The organism is Cochlodiniinecator piscidefendens, from assembly GCF_011326755.1.
Lineage (GTDB): Bacteria > Pseudomonadota > Alphaproteobacteria > Rhodobacterales > Rhodobacteraceae > Cochlodiniinecator > Cochlodiniinecator piscidefendens.
In genome coordinates this window covers 200,692-218,106 of the sequence record NZ_JAAOIE010000003.1, presented here as the reverse complement: position 1 = coordinate 218,106, position 17,415 = coordinate 200,692, and the positions used below count along the sequence as shown (strand labels likewise).

15 protein-coding genes are annotated in these 17,415 nt (G+C 51.2%); 2 read left to right on the top strand and 13 right to left on the bottom strand.

Annotated elements, in window-relative coordinates; all coding sequences use genetic code 11:
- Positions 1-17: 17 nt before the first annotated feature.
- From G9C99_RS09920 to G9C99_RS09900, 5 genes are all read right to left on the bottom strand, one after another.
- Positions 18-1,256, bottom strand: a complete 1,239-nt coding sequence (locus G9C99_RS09920) for an MFS transporter (protein WP_166417334.1) — start codon at positions 1,254-1,256, stop codon at positions 18-20.
- Between the two features lie 36 nt (positions 1,257-1,292).
- Complete coding sequence (locus G9C99_RS09915) at positions 1,293-3,302, bottom strand: peptidoglycan -binding protein (RefSeq protein ID WP_166417333.1); 2,010 nt, start codon at positions 3,300-3,302, stop codon at positions 1,293-1,295.
- Positions 3,302-4,486 (bottom strand): biopolymer transporter ExbB, encoded by a 1,185-nt coding sequence (locus G9C99_RS09910; protein WP_166417332.1) that lies wholly within the window; start codon positions 4,484-4,486, stop codon positions 3,302-3,304. Before G9C99_RS09910 ends, G9C99_RS09915 begins: the two co-directional genes overlap by 1 nt.
- A 142-nt stretch (positions 4,487-4,628) precedes the next feature.
- Positions 4,629-5,132, bottom strand: a complete 504-nt coding sequence (locus G9C99_RS09905) for a hypothetical protein (protein WP_205859841.1) — start codon at positions 5,130-5,132, stop codon at positions 4,629-4,631.
- Between the two features lie 145 nt (positions 5,133-5,277).
- Positions 5,278-5,817 carry a gamma-glutamylcyclotransferase gene (locus G9C99_RS09900; RefSeq protein WP_166417331.1) on the bottom strand — a complete coding sequence of 180 codons (540 nt, stop codon included), beginning with the start codon at positions 5,815-5,817 and terminating at the stop codon, positions 5,278-5,280.
- 64 nt (positions 5,818-5,881) lie between these two features.
- Between G9C99_RS09900 and G9C99_RS09895 the strand changes: the two genes are divergently transcribed.
- Positions 5,882-6,814, top strand: coding sequence for a DUF2125 domain-containing protein (locus G9C99_RS09895; RefSeq protein WP_166417330.1), 933 nt, complete (start codon positions 5,882-5,884; stop codon positions 6,812-6,814).
- Between the two features lie 3 nt (positions 6,815-6,817).
- Here G9C99_RS09895 and G9C99_RS09890 read toward each other — a convergent pair whose 3' ends face one another.
- From G9C99_RS09890 to G9C99_RS09860, 7 genes are all read right to left on the bottom strand, one after another.
- Positions 6,818-7,672 (bottom strand): extensin-like domain-containing protein, encoded by an 855-nt coding sequence (locus G9C99_RS09890; protein ID WP_231704039.1) that lies wholly within the window; start codon positions 7,670-7,672, stop codon positions 6,818-6,820.
- On the bottom strand, positions 7,672-8,604 hold the full coding sequence (locus G9C99_RS09885) for a prephenate/arogenate dehydrogenase family protein (protein ID WP_166417329.1): 933 nt from the start codon (positions 8,602-8,604) through the stop codon (positions 7,672-7,674). Before G9C99_RS09885 ends, G9C99_RS09890 begins: the two co-directional genes overlap by 1 nt.
- Complete coding sequence (gene hisC, locus G9C99_RS09880) at positions 8,601-9,689, bottom strand: histidinol-phosphate transaminase (RefSeq protein WP_166417328.1); 1,089 nt, start codon at positions 9,687-9,689, stop codon at positions 8,601-8,603. Before hisC ends, G9C99_RS09885 begins: the two co-directional genes overlap by 4 nt.
- 173 nt (positions 9,690-9,862) lie before the next feature.
- Positions 9,863-10,483, bottom strand: coding sequence for a 30S ribosomal protein S4 (gene rpsD / locus G9C99_RS09875; protein WP_166417327.1), 621 nt, complete (start codon positions 10,481-10,483; stop codon positions 9,863-9,865).
- A 172-nt stretch (positions 10,484-10,655) separates the two neighbouring features.
- Positions 10,656-11,723, bottom strand: coding sequence for a Hint domain-containing protein (locus G9C99_RS09870; protein ID WP_166417326.1), 1,068 nt, complete (start codon positions 11,721-11,723; stop codon positions 10,656-10,658).
- An 84-nt stretch (positions 11,724-11,807) separates the two neighbouring features.
- On the bottom strand, positions 11,808-12,719 hold the full coding sequence (locus G9C99_RS09865; RefSeq protein WP_166417325.1) for a lipid A-modifier LpxR family protein: 912 nt from the start codon (positions 12,717-12,719) through the stop codon (positions 11,808-11,810).
- Positions 12,720-12,842: 123 nt separating this feature from the next.
- Entirely contained in the window at positions 12,843-13,772 is a 930-nt protein-coding gene (locus G9C99_RS09860; protein ID WP_166417324.1) for a LysR family transcriptional regulator, read from the bottom strand.
- Between the two features lie 101 nt (positions 13,773-13,873).
- Here G9C99_RS09860 and G9C99_RS09855 point away from each other — a divergent pair, with 101 nt between their 5' ends.
- Positions 13,874-14,854 carry a sterol desaturase family protein gene (locus G9C99_RS09855; RefSeq protein WP_166417323.1) on the top strand — a complete coding sequence of 327 codons (981 nt, stop codon included), beginning with the start codon at positions 13,874-13,876 and terminating at the stop codon, positions 14,852-14,854.
- Here the strand turns inward: G9C99_RS09855 and G9C99_RS09850 are convergent.
- On the bottom strand, positions 14,841-17,381 hold the full coding sequence (locus tag G9C99_RS09850; RefSeq protein WP_166417322.1) for a PAS domain-containing hybrid sensor histidine kinase/response regulator: 2,541 nt from the start codon (positions 17,379-17,381) through the stop codon (positions 14,841-14,843). The genes G9C99_RS09855 and G9C99_RS09850 overlap by 14 nt on opposite strands.
- Positions 17,382-17,415: the final 34 nt, after the last annotated feature.

Below are 17,415 nucleotides of genomic sequence, written 5' to 3'. Positions count from 1 at the left end.
CAGCACACAGAAGCACGTCAAGCATGTGGATGTACTTGCGGCGCCCGAAACTTACTTAAAACGGTTTCATTACCGGGTTCAGGGTTACGCGGGATCAACAATGACAAAACCAACGATCCACAGGCAATCCCAGCTGCCAGCAAAAACACATATGCCGGTGACACCATCCACAACAGCCCCATCAGCACAGGCAAAAACACCGCCGCGATATGATTGATCGTAAACGCCACCGCCGCCGTTGGCGCGATATCGGCGGGATCCGCGATTTTCTGGAAATAGGTTTTGAGCGCCAAGGCCAGTGAAAACAGCATGTGATCGATGACATACAGAGCCGAGGCAATGATCCATCCCCAGTAGAACATGTAGATCCCGCCATAGGCCGCAAACACCAAGATCAACCCGACATATTCAAAGATCAGCGCGCGGCGTTCTCCAAAATACGCTACAGCTTTGCCGACAAACGGGGCAAAGATCATGTTGGCGACAAGGTTGATCAGATAGAGCGAGGTAATCTCATGCACCTCAAAGCCAAAACGCTCAACCATCATGAAACCCGCGAATACCACAAATATCTGCCGACGCGCGCCCGCGAAAAACTGCAAAAGATAATAAAGCCAATACCGCTTGCGCAGTATCAAGCTGCGATGCTGGGGCGTCTTTGCCTCAAACCGCGGATACGCAAAATAACAAAACGCAGCGATCGCCAATGTTAACCCGCCAGACACCAAATAAACAAAGTTATAAGACAGATCGAAATGTTCCCACGTCAACACCAGCAACAGATAGGCCACCAATGTCGCCCCCGCGCTGGCGGATCGTATCCACCCCAGCATTTGCGGCGCTTTGTCTTTGTCCAACCATTGGAGCTGAAGCGACTGGTTCACCGTTTCATAATAGTGAAACCCGATTGAGCTCACCATCGTGATGGTCAAAATGCCACCTAGGCTGGGAAACCACGCCGTCACAGCCGTCGCACAAGCCAAAAGCGCAAGCGACACGATCCATAAAACCTGTTCCCGCACAAACAGCAGAATGGCAATGACGCCAACCGCCAAAAACCCCGGAATTTCGCGCACAGTATGCAGAAGGCCAATATCAGCCCCCTCAAAGCTTGCCGCTTCAATAACAAAGTTATTTAACAAAGCCGACCAAGTTGAAAAGGCAATTGGCATCGCCGCTGCCATGACAAACAACAATGTAATAGGTCTGCGCCACAGGGGGAGCTGCCCAGCTTGATCAAAAGGAATGCTTTTCATTCCTCCGCCTTACGCCTCTTTTGACCAAGTGGAAAGCTATTGTTCCGTGAGTTTCAATTCGATCCGCCGATTTTGGGCGCGCCCAGCTTCGCTGTCCTCAAGACTGATCGGTTGATGCTCCCCAAACCCGGTTGCTGCCAAACGATCCGGGGGGAAATTCAATTCATCAATCATATACTGCACCACAGACAACGCGCGCCCCTGGCTAAGTTCCCAGTTGTTGCGGTAACGACCCGTCCCAGACAATGGCACATTATCAGTATGACCATCGACCCGGATCACCCAGTTGATCTCCGGCGGGATTTCCCCTGCCACGTTGCGCAGTATCTCAGCAACCTTGGTGATTTCGCCTCGCCCCGCCACTGACAGATCAAAACCACCCGGCGGGAACAGAACCTCAGACGCAAACACAAAGCGGTCGCCCTCGATGCGCACGCCTTCTTGATTGCCCAGAACCTCGCGTAAGCGTCCAAAAAACTCAGACCGGAATTGCTCAAGGTTCAGCGCCTCATCCGCCAAGCGCGCCGCCTCAGCCTCCGCACGAATACGTTCAGCCTCTTCCAACTCGCGGCGGCGACGTTCTTCTGATGCGACCTGCGCAAGGGCGGCGTTCAATTGGTTCCCCAGTGCATCAATTTGCACGTTATTGCCCGCGTCACGCGCAGCCGCTTCGTCCAGAATATTCTGTAACGCTCCGATTTGCCCACGCAGCGCCGCGACCTGTTCATTTAACAGGGCAACCTCACGCTGGCTTTCTGCGTTCTGCGCCTCAGCTTCCGACAGCGCTTGGTTTGCAGTGGACAGCAATACGGCCTGTTGTTCGCGATTGCTCAGCAATCCTGTTTCACGGGTTTCAGCGGCCAATCGCGCCGCAAGCGCCTCTGCCAACTGTGCATCCGTATCGGCCTGCCCCTCCTGCAACCTTGCCCGCTCTAGAACCAAGGCTCGCTCAACTTCTTCCAGTTGCGCCAATTCAGCACGCGCTGCGGTCAGATCCTCCTCGGTGATGCGCAAGGCCTCAAGTGCGATCATGGCCTCAGCCAAATCCAAATCCAAACTATCGCGCGTCGCATTTGCCGCCGCGAGCAGCGTTAGCGTTTCTTCCGCCTCTGCTCGCTGTTCCTCAAGCGCCAAGGTCATCGCCGTCAGTTCCGCGTCAGCGTCCTGTAAACGTGCCCGTAATGCCTCTGCTGCGGCAGCTTCAACCAATCGCGCTTGTTCCTCCGCAGTCAGCTGTACCTGCAACTGCGCCGTCTGTGCATCCAGTGCCAACCGCGCCGCTTCCTCTGCACTCAGGTCTGCACGCAAGGCTTCTGCCGCACGCGCGGCTTCGATCCGCGCGGCCTCTTCCTCCGTCAATTGAACCGTCAACGCAGCATTTTCAGAATCCAATTCCAAAATACGCGCGCTGCTCTCTTCGGCTTCGGTTGTTAAATCCACAACCAAAGCCTCAAGCGCTTCACGCCGCGCCGCCGCTAAACGCGCCTCTTCGGTTTGCAGATCCACCTCATCCCGGATTTGCGCAAGCGCCAGTTGCAGCGCCTCTTGGCTCGAAATCAATTCCGCTTGTGCGCCTTCCAAATCGGCAATCGTTGCTGTCTGTTGCGCATTCACCTCAAGCGCCCCATCGCGTTGCGCAATCAACGCTGCCACCTGCGTTTCAAACGCTGAAATCTGAGCCGCACCCTCCGCCAACGCGGCCGCTTGCTCCGCCGCCTGCCCCCGCAATTGCGCGATCAAAGCTGCTTGGGCCTCGCCCTCGGCGCGGGCCGTGGTCAAAGTTGCGCTCAACTGTGTTAGATCATCCTCAAGCCGCGCACGGTTGCTGCGCTCTAACCCCAAGGCATCCGCCAGCCCAACGATCTGCGACGTCAGTTCATCCAGCTCCGTTTCCTGCCCGGTGATCGTTTCTCGCAATACAAACTGCACGACCATAAAAATGGTCAGCACAAACATCAGCACCAGCAAAAGCGCCGTCATCGCATCAACAAAACCCGGCCAGATCGCCGCCTGAAACCGTTGCCCAGAGCGCCGTGAAAGAGCCATCAGCCGCGACTCCCCGGTTCAGTCAATCCTCGTACCGCCGCAGTCAATTGCCCAAGCTCCGCCCGCAAGTCCGCAATGCTTTCCTGCCGCCCGGCTGACATTTCCTCAAGGATACGCAGCAATTGCACATCGATCGACCGCAACCGCATCCGGCTCTCGGCATCGACAGACGCCGGGGAATTGTCCCCACCCGAATGCTGCGCAAACATCTGGCCCAGCGCCTCTTGCCCGTCCGCAATCCGGTTTAACGCCTGCAATGTCGCGTTATCACCCTGCGCCCCATACGCCAGCTTTTCCATCGCCACGGCCAGCATACCCAGCTTTTCATCCACAATTGAACGCGTAACATCAGACTGCGTGAACATCGCTTGCATGCTTTCCATTTGCTCTGACATGTGATCCAGAACCGCCGCAATTTGCCCTGTCGCGCCGCCCTCATCATCCCCAGATGCAAAACCAACCCGCGTGATTGTCGACAACCATTCTTCCAATTCGCGGTAAAATCTGTTTTGCCCGTGGCTGGCGAACAATTCCAACAATCCAACAACCAAAGACCCTGCAAGGCCCAGCAAAGACGACGCAAACGCAGTGCCCATGCCGCCCAGCTGCCGCTCTAGCCCGCTCATCAAGCGGCCAAAGACCTGCATACCGCTTTCGCCTTCCGTCGGAGCCAGCGACCGGATCGTATCCACCACCGCAGGCACCGTTGTCGCAAGACCATAAAACGTCCCCAACAACCCGAGGAAAATCAGCAAATTCACCAAATACCGGGTAATATCGCGCGCTTCATCAATCCGCGTTGCAACAGAATCCAAAATCGACCCGCTTGAAGTTGAACTGATCTGCGATTTTGCCCCGCGGGACCGCAACAGCGCCGCCAAAGGCGCAAGCAAACGCGGCGCTACAGTCACCGGCGCGCCGGAACGCTCCGCGACAAAGCTTTCGATCCAGTTCACCGAATAGATCAATTGAATGACCTGCCAGAAACAGGCAAACACCCCGATGACGAACACCAGAACAATGAACCCATTTAACAGCGGATTTGATAAAAACACCGGCGCCACCTGTGGCAACGCGAAATACGCGCCAAAGCTCACAAGCCCCAGTACCGAAAGCATCAATATGACCTGCTGCACAGGCTGAGAGAAAAACGGCTGCGCCTCTGTGTGCGTCTGCTCGGCCATTAGGCTATCCCCGATCTTTTGTTGTTACGCACACGTTAGTGCCAAGATCGAATTTCGCCAACAGGAAAGACGGGAAAAGGGAATTGCTGTTGTTCCCTACGCAGCAAAGACAACATTTCTGGATTAAAACTCGAATATAAAATCACATTGGGGAGCAAGCTGGTTGAATTTTCTCAATCCTATAAAGTTTGTTGAATTCGCAAAGGACCATTTCTAGCGTCGCTACGAAGACGGTGGAATTGAAGCTAATACCACCTTTGAGAGGTTCGTGGAGATATCGCCAATCGACAAAAGCATTGGCGTGTTGAAACAAAATAGTCTCAATTCCATAATTAATGGCAATATCTGGGTGAAAAGGAGCAACAGACCGTTTGAACTCGGAATTTAGTTTTTCTTTGCTCTCAGGTTTCAACGCTTCGAACAACTTCGAAAGGTTATGCGATCTAATAGCCTTGGATGTATCATGATCAAACACATACCAAGCCTTCAATGCCAACTCCATTGAAAGAGCCAAAAGCATAGGTTCTATTCCAATATGCGCCCTCAAATTCCAGCCTTCTTTTTCGAAGATATGCTCATCATCGAAATTCTTTACTCTTTGAAGGATAGCAGTTGAAGATTCACCTAACCGAATAGCGGTTCTCATACTTGCACACATAACACCCCTAAAACCCTGCATGGTTTCGATCTATGAAAGTAAGTGGCTCATTAGCAGGAAAGTCAAAGGCTTTAATTAGCTACATCAAATCACACAATCGTATGCATAAAAACCATATGCCTGTTTTTGCCGTTTATTTGGTTAATTCTCGCACCCGTTCCATCAGCCAATGCAGGTCGTCATCCTTTAGGCCGATCTCTTCTAAATGCTCTGCCGTGTTATATAGATATTCGGTATTGGGGCCCCGTCCACCCACGGCTTTTGCGATGATTTCTGCTTGTTTTTCAAGCGACATTCCCCCGCAATATTGCACGTGATTTGGGTCCATAATATAGGTTACCGCCTGCACTTCGCGCCCGTCTCTGAACGTCAGCGGCAGCTCTGCCTCAAGGTAGGCAGATGAAATCAGTTCTCGTTCACGCAGCGCCTGCAGCGTTTCCTCTGCATCCTCTTCCCCAACGTAAAACGCCACCCCATCACAATACCCGTCCCGCACTTTATCAAGCGCTAAAACAAGCCCTGGTTCCTCTTCGGAGCCACGGTGATGGATGGATAACATACAGAAACTACGATGAAATCCGTCAAGCCGCGCGATCTGGCGGTCCTTATAGGGAAATCCCGGATTCCACACGAGCGAGCCATATCCAAAGACCCAAAACGGCGCTGTTCCCATATCACTGGTCCTTTTTGTTTAACCGTTATAAACACCAAATAAGCCCAACAGGAAAGACCCCAAGATGCGCGTATTGATGACTTTGTTGATTGTGTTCACCGTCGGCTGGACCGGATATTGGTTTGTCGGATCAACGGCCATTGAACGTGGATTTAAACAATGGTTCGAAGACGCAGCTTCGAACGGCGTCGTGGCGGAGTATTCCGAGCTTCGCACGCAGGGCATACCCAACCGATTTGACACAACAATCGAAGACGTCCGCATTGCCAATGACCAATTCGAATGGCGCGCTCCGTTCTTCCAGATATTTGCGCTATCCTATAAGCCTAATCACATCATCGCGGTTTGGCCCAGCACACAAAGCATCATCGTCGATGGCACCGCGCTGGCTGTAAACAGTGAAGACATGCGCGCCAGCCTGATTTTGGAACCGAGCACTCATCTCGTAATTGATCGGTTCCAATGGGCCGCAGAAGGGTTGACCATCGCGTCATTAGAACAAGAACCAATCCAAGTTCAAAATGCAGCTGTGGCTTTGCGCCAAACACCCGGGCAAGCAAACGCCTATGACCTTTCTGTCCAACTGCCCAATCTCAGCCTACCAGAAAGCCTCCCCCCCCTTGGCAACAATGTAACAGCCACGCTTGGCCTAACGGCGCAGTTCAACAGCCAAATCGCCTTAGCGAATGCCTTACCGGAACTCACCGAAGTTTCCATCAATACTGCGCGCATCCAGTGGGGCCCCGCGTCCATGACTTTGACAGGTATGCTGACACGCGACATCAATGGTTATGGGGCCGGAACACTTACCGCGGAAATCGAACAGTGGCGGGCTGCCTTTGCCGGATTGGTGCATACCGGCGTCGTCCAACCCGGATGGGAAGGTGCCTTTGCTGCTCTTGAAAATGAGAACGATATTCTCGAACTGCCATTGCTCTTTCAAAATGGCCGCATTGCGTTTGGTCCGTTTGACTTAGGGAGCGCCCCGAGGTTTTAACACCTAACGACAATATGGCCCGCTACGATAAGAAGCGGTATCAAAATGGAAATGATCCTGATGATGTCGATCTGAATCGGGGCCAAGCACCGTCCCAAAAGGGCCGCAGGCTGCTGCATGCATAGCGCGCAATGCCCGACGTTGACTTCGGTCGCGCCATCCCGTGAGCACCCTAAGTGCAGAACCATCCACCAAGTTAATTGCGGCTACATCAACAGCACGCCCGCGCCCATGTTCAGAAATACGCGCCCCGGCCCGATTGTTACGTGTTCGACACGCATAATGGGCAACAATACGCAACGAACTCACGCCGCCGCCTTGCGAACCAACAGCCGGACGAACACCGTCAATAATCCAGTCGCGCAATGCCTCGGCAGTTTCGCAGTTAATCGTCGCAGCTTGACTTAGAGTCACTCCATCAATTTCCGTTACCCGGACGGGGTTACTCAACCCACACCCCTGAAGTCGCCCTGCGATTGGTGCAATTTCTTCGCCTCGGATACGCGGATCACCACACACAGAACCACTTTGAGTGTAGGATGCACGTGTACGTTCTGCTTCGCGAGATTGACGGCGTTCAAGCCGATCAGCCCGCCGCTGTGCGCGTTCAACGAGACGTCCAAAATTTCTAGGACGCGGGTTCGGTATCAAAGAACGTACAACACCTGGAACAGAAGGATTGAGAATGACAGCGCCAATATCAGACGGCGGACCTGACAGGCCAGTTCCCTCACCCGATGTGGATTGCGGACGCGGCAACGGACGCAAAGAAATTTCAGGCGCATAAGCGTACAGCGGGGTTGTGAGCATGACACTCAGGGCACCGCCAACAACTATGGACTGCATCCATTTATGCATTAGCTTTCGCCTTTGACAGGCCCAGGCGCACGACCAAAATTCGGCGCATCCGTATCTTGTCCTGCCTCAATAATGCCCCGACGGATCGCGCGTGTGTGGGTGAAATAGTCGTGCAGATGTTCCCCATCACCCGTTCGAATAGCGCGCTGGAGCGCAAAAAGCTCTTCGGTAAAACGACCGAGGATTTCCAAGGTTGCTTCTTTATTGTTCAAAAACACATCGCGCCACATCGTCGGATCAGAAGCCGCAATCCTAGTAAAGTCCCGAAAACCAGACGCCGAATACTTGATCACTTCGCTTTCAGAAACGCGACGTAAATCATCCGCAACACCGACCATGGTATAGGCGATCAAATGCGGCGTATGCGATGTAACCGCCAGAACCAAATCATGATGCTCGGCGTTCATTTCATCAACGTTGGCACCCATTCCTTCGCATAGCGCACGAAGCTTGGCCACGGCTGCAACATCGGCCCCTTCAGCGGGCACAATCAACCACCAACGGTTGTCGTATAGCTCGGCAAATCCAGAACGTGGACCAGAGTGTTCTGTACCTGCCAATGGGTGTGATGGGATAAAATGCACGTCTGCAGGAATATGCGGCGCTACAGCATCTATAACGGCCTTTTTCACAGACCCCACATCAGTCACAGTTGCGCCCGTTTTTAAATACGGCGCAATCTCTTTTGCGACAGCTTCCATTGCACCGACGGGTACGCACAACACGACCAAATCAGCATCTTTGACAGCCTCAATAGCGCTTTCACAAACACGATCGCACAAGCCAATTTCGCGTGCGGTATCACGTGTTTCGCTAGAACGCGCATAACCTGTCACTTCACCAGCAAGTCCTGCGCGTTTGATCGCCCAGTGCATCGATGACGCAATCAATCCTAGCCCGATCAGGGCAACCCGATCATAGACTATGGTCATGCTTTACCCTCTTTGAATTGGCGGACGGCATGCGCAACGCGACGGCAACTTGCTTCATCACCAACTGTAATGCGCAAACAATGCGGTAAATTATACCCAGCGACACGACGCACAATAAGACCTTGGGTCTTTAAATAGTCATCACAGGTGTTTGCCTCTTCCGGGGTCGCAAAGCGTGCCAGAATAAAGTTTGCACATGATGTATCAGACGGCACACCAATTTCGGCCAATGCTTCTGCCAACCAAGCCCGCAAACGTGTATTTTCTTCGCGACAGCGCACCGCGTGCTCTCGATCTTTAACCGCGGCCTCTGCTGTTTCCATCTGCGCTTGGCTCAGATTGAAAGGGCCGCGAATACGGTTCAACACGTCAATCACATGCTTTGGGCCGTACCCCCAACCAACACGCAACCCACCAAGCCCGTAGAGTTTGGAAAACGTGCGTGTCATGACAACGTTTTCGCGACTGTCCACCAAATTTGCACCGCCATCGAAGGCCTCTACATACTCAGCATAGGCCCCATCTAACACAAGCAATGTTTGCTTTGGCAGACCTGCGGCCAGACGCGCAATTTCACTCCCACCGATCATCGTCCCTGTTGGGTTGTTTGGGTTTGCGATAAAGACAAGTTTGGTTTTCTCATTGCAAGCGTCCAAAATCGCGTCAACGTCGGTAATACGTTCACGTTCTTTCACCTCAATGGGTGTTGCACCCGCCGCAAGCGACGAAATACGATACATCGCAAAACCATGTTCCGTATGGATAACCTCATCCCCCGGCCCGGCATAAGCCTGACAGAGGAACGCAATCACTTCGTCCGAACCAACACCACAAATGACACGATCCGCGTTTAACCCGTGAACCTTTGCAATCGCCTCACGTAGGTTTTTGTGATCTGTCGATGGATAGCGATGTAACGCGCGGCTGGATTTTGAATAGACTTCCACCGCTTTTTCCGAGGGGCCAAACGGGTTTTCATTTGAGGACAGTTTCACAACGTCCTTTACCCCATCAAGCGAGGCCGCACCGCCTTCATACAAAGCAATGTCCGTGATACCGGGCTGGGGCTGAATATCTGTCGACATAAGATCACTCCTGATTAGGTGTGTTCTATCGGCCCCCCCAGCGAAACGCCATATACAAAAACGACATCCCCCAATCCACGCAGACCTGTTGCCAAATCATATCGCCTGATATCACCCCAGAACGCAAAAAACCGCCCCAAAGGGCGGCCTTTCGATCAATTAAGACGCTTAGATTAGTTCTGAGCGTAATATTCGATGACGAGGTTTGGTTCCATAACAACAGCATATGGCACATCGGAAAGACCCGGTGTACGCACGAATGTTGCAGTCATTTTGGAATGGTCAGCCTCGACGTAGTCAGGCACATCGCGCTCAGCCAATTGGCTCGCTTCAATCACAACAGCAAGCTGCTTTGATTTTTCGCGAACTTCAATGACGTCGCCTTCTTTTACACGGTAAGAAGGAATGTTAACGCGTTGACCGTTAACAGTCACGTGACCGTGGTTTACGAATTGACGTGCAGCAAAGATGGTTGCAACGAATTTCGCACGGTACACAACAGAGTCCAAGCGACGCTCGAGCAGACCGATCAGGTTTTCACCTGTATCGCCACGTACACGTTCAGCTTCGCCAAAGATGCGGCGGAATTGCTTTTCAGTCAAATCGCCATAGTAACCTTTCAGCTTCTGCTTCGCGCGCAACTGAAGACCGAAGTCAGACAATTTGCCCTTGCGACGCTGACCGTGTTGGCCAGGGCCATATTCACGACGGTTTACTGGTGATTTTGGACGACCCCAGATGTTTTCACCCATACGGCGGTCGATTTTGTATTTGGCAGACGTGCGTTTGGTCACGACTGGATCCTTTCAAGTAAAGAAAGATGCTTTCCTTTCCCATGTCATCAGCGACAGTGGGCGACAGGTATCCTCTTACGAGGTCCACAAACACCAAATAGATGCCCCGGCCACAAGGACCGGGAACAGGCGGCTTTTAGGCCCGACTGGCATCAGAGTCAACAGCGCAACATTAGGCGACGCGATGCAGCAGAATATGGACATCTGATTGCGAAAGATTGCGACGGGCATAGTCCCCATAACTATGAGGATTGGCCTCAACGCCAGGCAGGTGGTTTAGCAATCTATCACGCTGATCTTTTTCAATTGATTGAAGCGAAGCATTCGCAGGATGGAAGCTTTCGGTTTCCACTCCGTTCGCCCATACAATTTCATGACGATCCAACAGCAAGTGGTGATACGTAACCTCGCGCACGGACCGATCCACCATGACCGTGTGATCATTGATTAAATCTTTTGCAGCAACCAATACCTCAGGCGTATTGAACAACATTTGTGCCTCAGCGCCATGTAGCAATACGCGATGTTCCGGCGATACAAGCAAATCTTCGTCTGGTTCACCATTACCCAAAGCCCCTGCACGCAAGCGAATAGGCCGCAAATGCGGCATCGCATAAAGGCGTGCACCGGTCATACGCCGATGACCCGACCAGCGGATTTCCTGCGCACCGCTATCTTTGGTGCAAAGCTTATCGCCTTCATTCAAATCTTCGACGCGCTTTGGCCCATCTGGCGTTAGCAATTTGGTGCCATGGGTAAAACAAATCACCCCGCCTGTCGCCACATCACCCGGAAATGATTTTTGATTCCCCATCGCCGCGTGCACGATCCAAAGATCCGTGTCCGTCGGGGGAAGGTCATCCATAATCATCAAAAGAGGTGCTGCACTGCCTGCAACATCAATCAACGTCACCGTATAAGTGCGCCGTCCATCCGTAACCACAAACCCACGTTCGGGTTCTAGGTCGTCTTCAAATTCCACGCGATCCGAAAGACGTGAGGTGTCAAGCGCCACCCCTACCAGTCGACGCACAGTACGCGCCGCCCGCTTTCTCAGATCTACTGCCCCTTCTGCGCCACCAAGACTGAGGATATTGTCTGGGCCGTCCACACGAACGGCTTTACCGCTCCAGCGCCAAGTGGCGCCGACGTCCAAGCAATCCAATGTTGTGGCCTTTTGACCTTCAACATCCGTCTGATGCCAGGAGATGACAAACGTGCCACGAAAGCCCGTTTCCATACCTGTATTTCCTGCCGATTTTATTTTTATTAACGGCAGGATAGCAGCAACGAATCATCCTGAAAAGGGGGGATTTGTTCGAATTTAGAAACGGAGGTTTAACTGCACCGATCCAAGCAACTGTCCTTCGTTTTGACCCACGAACTCTTCGGTCAGATAAGTCATCCCGTAAAACACAGCTGCCCTGTGACCTTGCCAATGCATACCAAGGCGTGCGCGGCTTCGGCTGTCTGTCAGTTCATAACCACCTGCTGACGGCAAATAGACGGAATCTTCGACAAAAGCGATGTCAGCTCCAAATGCAAAACTCAGCCCAATATCGTCGCCTCGAGTACCGCGATACAATTGGCCCGTTGCCACGTCACGTAGCATCAGATCATTTTGTCCCACACGTCCAAACAGAAAGTCCCCACCGACACGCACCAGATCTTCTGGTCCGACCAATGCCTCAATGAAGGGACGAAAGGATAAGCGATCTGAAATTTCCAACTCACGCGACATCTCAAAGGTGAGCGCACCGTATATGCCATTTCCAATCTGATTGTTCGCAGCTACGGGTTCCGCAGCGCCTAAAATCTCATGAATTTCAGTTTGAAAACGGCTTAACCCGTTTTGCTCGCCTGTGACGATGATATCGCCGCCGACGCTAAAATCGACGCCACCACGGGCGAAATAGGTATGCACACCAAACGAAAGCGCCCCAGCATATTGCCGGTCCCCGGCAGCAGGTGCAGTTAGGCTTTCTGGAGCAAAAATATCGCTACGCACACGAAACTCTAAGAGTTCCCCAAACGCCTCAGGGCGTTCACCGTCCCAGGACAATCCCCGAATTTTACTTACTGAATACGACCCAGTACGCCACCGATCTTCGCCATCGCCAAGAAAGTCATTGGTAAACAGCCGACCATACCCAAGTGTTTGGCGGTCAGTGGCATGGGCGGTGGATGTTATGGCTGTCGCGCATAAGACCACCGCAGCGAGAACGGATCGAAGCATCGTAAAGTTCCTAAATTCAGCCCCCGCCAAGTAAGGCAAAAACTATGTTAATTCGTCACGAGGGGCTAGTGCTTTTTTACCACACGAAGCAGAAGATACACATTTGAATGCCTCAATTGCGCCCTATTGATCGCGCCGTACAATCAATTTTTGTGCCGATCCAGTGGAAAAATAGCTTTTACATTCCTCAACGAATTTTCGCACCGCACGCCGGGGCCCAGTTTTATTGTACCCCACAGCCAAGGTTAGCGATGTGATATCATCGTCAATTGGCACAGCGCGAAGCTCATTCCCCCCATAACAAAGGTCGGTAACGGGCCTCATATTCAGAATAGCGCACCCATACCCCGCGCCAACCAAGCTACGCACCATTTCCGTTGAATTAGCATAAGCCGCAATATTCGGCTGCGCCCCAATCGCTTCAAATAGCCGGCTGTAATATTCTTTCGCTACGGGCCGATTCAAAAGTACAAAGTTTTCATCTTTCAAATCATCCAATCGCACTGAACCATTTTGGGCAAGCCGATGAGCAGCTGGTAAAAGGCAATAAGCCGGAGCCTTAGTCAAAACATCAAATTCGATCTGCGGCAAAGCCTCATCAGCCACGAACAAAATGACATCAAAAGCGCCAGCCAAAAACCCATCCTGTGCATGATCGTTATCGCATTCTTCAAGATAGAACGTCAGTTCGCTTTGCTCCTGTTGCATCGTTCTAAAAATTTCAGGTAAAAAAGCAGGAGCCACAGGCGCGTAATATCCTATACGAATGTCCCCCTTTAAAGCATCCTTTAACTCCGCACCCTCTGACATAATCGCGTCGTACTCTTCCAGCAGAGTTTCAAATTTTCGCAGCATGACGCGCCCAGCCTTCGTTGGCGCAATACCACGTGACCTGTGCCGGGTGATAAGTGCCAACTGCAATTGAGACTCGAGTTGGTCAATCGAAGCTGAAACCGCTGATGCCGCAATCCGTAATTCTTTAGCCGCCTTTGAAATATTTCCATGCCGCACTGACGTAACGAAGTAGCGCATAGATTTTAAAGTGACCGCCAAACCTATTCCCCTAATTTTACGATGTTATATGTCACAATTTTCTGTTTTTCATATGAAAGAAAATTGCGCAAGGTTGTTCAACATTTCAATGAGGACGCGCTATGACCACTTCAAAACTAAAAGGATGGAACCACACACCCGACGTTCCACTTCAGGTTTCTCCCTTTTTTCGATGGCCTCTGCGCCCGCTTGAAATGTTAAGCTGGATTTGGAATTCTTGGTTTCTGATTTCTGAACGCCTACTAATCGTAGGTATCGCGCTCGCGTCCTATTACTGGGTACAGCCCCCTCTAGAAGAAAGCCGCACCTTCGCGATTGGGTGGGTTGCAGAAATGTATATCCGCAACCTGATTTTACTCTCAGTCGTTGCCAGCGTCCTTCACAGCTATTTCTATATCTGGAAAAAACAGGACGATGTTCTGAAATATGACCCGCGCCCACTTATGCTAAACGGTCGTCAGTTTACGTTCAGCGGGCAAGTCCGCGATAACATGTTTTGGTCTCTCGCAAGCGGAGTCACCATTTGGACAGCTTATGAGGCATTGATGTTTTGGGCCTTAGCAAACGGATATGCACCGATGCTCACTTGGGCAGCACATCCCGTGTGGTTTGTCGCCATGTTTTTACTTATCCCGCTGTGGGAAAGTTTCTATTTTTACTGGATTCACCGTCTGCTCCACGTTCCGTTTTTCTACAAACGCTTTCACGCGCTGCATCACCGCAACATTAATGTTGGTCCCTGGTCTGGAATGGCGATGCATCCGGTCGAGCACCTAATTTATTTTGGTACGGTTCTGATTCACTTTGTCGTCGCGGCACATCCGATCCATATCCTGTACCATTTACAATATTACGCTTTGACCGCGATAACGACACATACTGGCTTCGAAGGATTGGTTATTAAAGACAAAGATCGGCTAAAATTGGGCACATTTCACCATCAAATGCACCATCGGTATTTTGAATGCAATTATGGCTCTTTGGAAATTCCTTGGGACAAACTCTTTGGCTCTTTTCACGATGGCACACCAGAAATGAATGAAGTCATGAAAGAACGTAAAAAGCGCATTATGGGGAGTTAGACTCCACTGGATGTTCAGCGAAGAAACGATCTATTTCTTCGCTGGATTGCCCCCATGTCAGAGCCAGTTCCATCAACAGCTCAGAGTTATCACGTTGCCAAATATCTGCATTAACGGTTTCGACTGCTAATAACTGTTTACGTAAATGGCTAAACCCAAACACCGCAGCAGATCCCGCGAGCCTATGGGCTTCTCCTCTTACTTTTTCCGAGAGCCTTTTAGCAGATGACAGCGTTCCACACAGATTTTCGACCTCTTTTTTGAATTCCAATAAAAACTCTCGGCACTTATCCACTCCGAGATATCCAACGCATTCTATAAGCGGCGCTCCAGTCGTTTCGGTATTGTCGAGAGGTGCATCCTCGCTAAATAGTTTAGTCAAACAATTAAGCAGCTCGGATTCCGAAATAGGCTTCGTGATAATATCGTTAAAACCCGCCTCAGAAATATGTTGGTGATCATCCAGCGCGGCATGCGCTGTCACGGCCACGATGGGCACGTCGGACGAAGGCCCATTCATATTGCGAATAACCTGCGTTGCTTGAATGCCGTCCATACCCGGCATACTGATGTCCATCAAAATGACATCAAACTCATCTTCTGTCGCAGCGCGAACGCCGGCTTCTCCATCCTCTGCTTCAAAAACAACATGGCCTGCGTTTTGCAACAACTCTCGCAAAACCAGTCGGTTTATTTCATTGTCTTCAACGATCAAAATCTTCAGTACACTGATGTCTTCGGGCAAATCCAATCGTGGTGATGCTCCACTTAAATTGGTATCACCGCTGATTGCCCTTAGCGGCAATCGGAACCAAAATAGACTCCCTTCATTTGGCTCGCTTTCGGCACCAATTTCCCCACCCATCGACGCAATCAACCGCCTGGTGATCGCAAGACCAAGCCCCGTTCCCTCGGATTGACGGCTGTAAGACGCATCCAGCGTGACAAATTCATCAAATATCCGGTCCAACGCGTCTTCGGCAATGCCCGCGCCATCATCAATAACCCTGAATTCAATCTCTTGGCCAGAATTGAGCGGTTCCACTTCAACACTAATGTGCCCGTTGCTGGTAAATTTTATTGCATTCCCCAGCAAATTCAAAAGGCATTGTTGAATCCGATGCTCATCCCCGAGAACATAATCAGGGATATTTTGTGAAAGCGACAGCTCAAGCTGATTACCTCTCATTTGGGCATTCGCTTTTTGGCCTTCAATGACAGCCTCCATGAAGTCGATCAACGAAATCGCCTTGCTGGCAATTGGAATAGCCTGTGCATCTAGCCGAGAAAGTTCAAGCACATCATTTACATGCCTCAACAATACATCTCCAGAAATACGTATAGCATCGAGATAGCGAATTTGCTCTGGAGAGGGGTTTGTTTTTTTGAACAATTCAAGCGTTCCCAACACGCCATTCAGGGGCGTACGCATTTCGTGGCTCATGACAGTTAAAAGATTAGCTTTAGCAGTTTCTCCTGCTCTGGCTTCATCACGTGCTTGACGTAATTGAGTTTCGGCCTCCAGCCGCTCAGATATATCCCTGAGAAACGAAACAAAAACTTCTTTGCTTTGATTTTTTGTCACCGATATCGACAACTCAACAGGGAAAATCTCACCTGATTTGCGTAACGCTTCTAGCTGCACCTGCCCTTGGCCTATTACTTTGGGCTGTCCCGTTTCTAAATACCGCGCCATTCCCTTGGTGTGTGCCTCGCGTAGATGCTCAGGGACGATCAGATCCGCCATATTGTGCCCAATGGCCTCATCGCGTTGATAGCCGAATACGGCTTCGGCCGCGCCGTTGTATTCTAGGATACGGCCCGCTGTATCCGTCATAAGGATTGCATCCAAAGAAGATGTCACCATGGCCTCTTGGCGGGCGCGCGTTATCTCATTTTCAGTGGATGCTTTTTGGCTCGCTCGGTACAATCGGGTGAGCGACAGCAACACAACAATCAGAGCGACAACCAACGCCAGTGTAGCAAGCCCCAATTGGCCCAATGTTTGAGAAATAGCATTACGTTGTTGATCAGCAGATCGAGCAAAAAAATTGATACCTCCAAGAGCCAAGCGCCGAACGTCGGCCTGCAAGTCATTTGCGTCGTGCGCCAATTGCGGCAGATAATCCACTAAGGCGTCGTCTCGCCCATCAATGAAAGCGGCACTCTCGCTCAAGAACACATCGATCTGTGCAAGATGCATCTGAAATACAGCCACCCCACGCAAATCGACAAACAATCGGCTTTCCTTGAGCGTACTAATGCGGCTGTAAAAAACATCAAAACGACGTCTTACGTTTTCTAGCCTCTCCGAAACGCCTTCGTGCTTAGCCTGATCAACCGCAACAATCAGTTGAAGAAACTCAACTTCAACCTGAGAAATATTCCATTGCAGGTTATCGTTCTTTGCCGTGGATAAGGTCGTGAGCTTTTCGGCTACATCTCGGCCCAAAATGGAAATTTGAAACATGCACAGCAGCAACACAAGCACCAATAGGCAGGCTTTAATCTTATCACTTCTGCGCATACACTTTCGCTTTACCATCTCAAACACTTGGCCC